This window comes from Kosmotoga sp., assembly GCF_982836095.1.
This window is the reverse complement of record NZ_CEYIHJ010000207.1, coordinates 1-1,221: the sequence shown is the minus strand read 5'-3', so window position 1 is coordinate 1,221 and position 1,221 is coordinate 1. Positions and strand designations below refer to the sequence as shown.

At 42.4% G+C, this 1,221-nt stretch carries 2 protein-coding genes; one reads left to right on the top strand and one right to left on the bottom strand.

Annotation, left to right across the window (positions count from 1 at the left end; translation table 11 throughout):
* Window positions 1-838, top strand: an 838-nt coding sequence (locus tag AC3LHT_RS10180; protein ID WP_488662809.1) for an aminotransferase class IV, incomplete at its 5' end; no start/stop codon positions are given.
* 6 nt (window positions 839-844) lie between these two features.
* On the opposite strand, the gene AC3LHT_RS10175 is transcribed toward AC3LHT_RS10180, so the two are convergent.
* A partial coding sequence (locus AC3LHT_RS10175) for an efflux RND transporter permease subunit (protein WP_488662808.1) occupies window positions 845-1,221 on the bottom strand: 377 nt, incomplete at its 5' end.

Sequence of the window (1,221 nt, the reverse complement as noted above, 5' to 3'; positions counted from 1 at the left end):
ATTCATTGAGAAAAAAGAAAGGCTAATAACACTCGAAAACAGAGGCCTAACTTTTGGAGATGGGCTTTTTGAAGTTCTAAGGGTAAAGGATGGGCATATTTTCTTCTTCGAAGACCACCTGGCACGAATGAAGAGTAGCGCTGTATTTTTTGGTATTCCCTTTCCATATTCGCTTGATGAAATAAAAGACAGGGCCCGGGAATTAATCGCATTCAATGGTATAGATGATGGCGAGCTGTATGTAGAACTAACCCGCGGTATCGATCAAAACCGCGAACACAAGTATCCATCTGAAAACACACAACCTACTTTTTTCATGTTAGCTATCCCGCTGCGCGAAATAGACCCTTCGAATTGGGAAAGAGGCGCAGTTGTCTTTGGCTTTCCCGATCTTAGGCATAAATTGTGTGAGCACAAGACGATTAACCTTTTACCCAATGTGATGGCTAAAAACTTCGCATATAAGCGTGGGGGTTATGAGGCACTCATGTACAGAGAGGATTCAAAGGGCAGGTACGCGACTGAAGGAGGAAGTTCGAATTATTTTCTTGTAAAAAACCATACAGTGATAACACCTGAAATAGACAATATACTTCCGGGCATTACCAGAAGCAAGGTTGTCAAGCTTCTCAAAGAAAATGGCGTGGAAGTTGTGGAAAGAAGAGTTTATTACGACGAATTTTTGAAAGCCGATGAAGTCTTCCTGGTGAGCACCGTCTCTATGGTGATGCCTGTGCGAAAAATAGACAATAAGCAACTCGCGGCTCCGGATAAAATTACCTTAAAAGCCATGGAACTTTACAGAAAGCTCATAGATGAAGAAAAAGGGCGGTGTTAACCGCCCTTATTTTTTGAATCTAAAGGAAAGTTTATCAAAAATACTGTAAAGGACCGGTATCAAAAACAGTGTGAAAAACACCCCGAAAAGGAGTCCTGCTGCTATCGTTAATGCCAGAGGGCTTTCCAGCTCAGCACCTTCAGCCCGGGAGAAAATAGTGGGTAAGAGTGCAACCACAGTCGTAAGAGAAGTCATGAGAATTGGCCTTAAGCGCCTTCCGGCTCCTTCAATAACAGCCCTTGTTAACTCCATTCCTCTTTCCCTTAACTGATTGATATACGTTACCATCACGATTCCATTGTTCACCGTTACACCTATAAGAGTGAGAATTCCCATAAGGCTTCCAATACTTATTGCCTTACCGCTTATAACAGAAACAACTG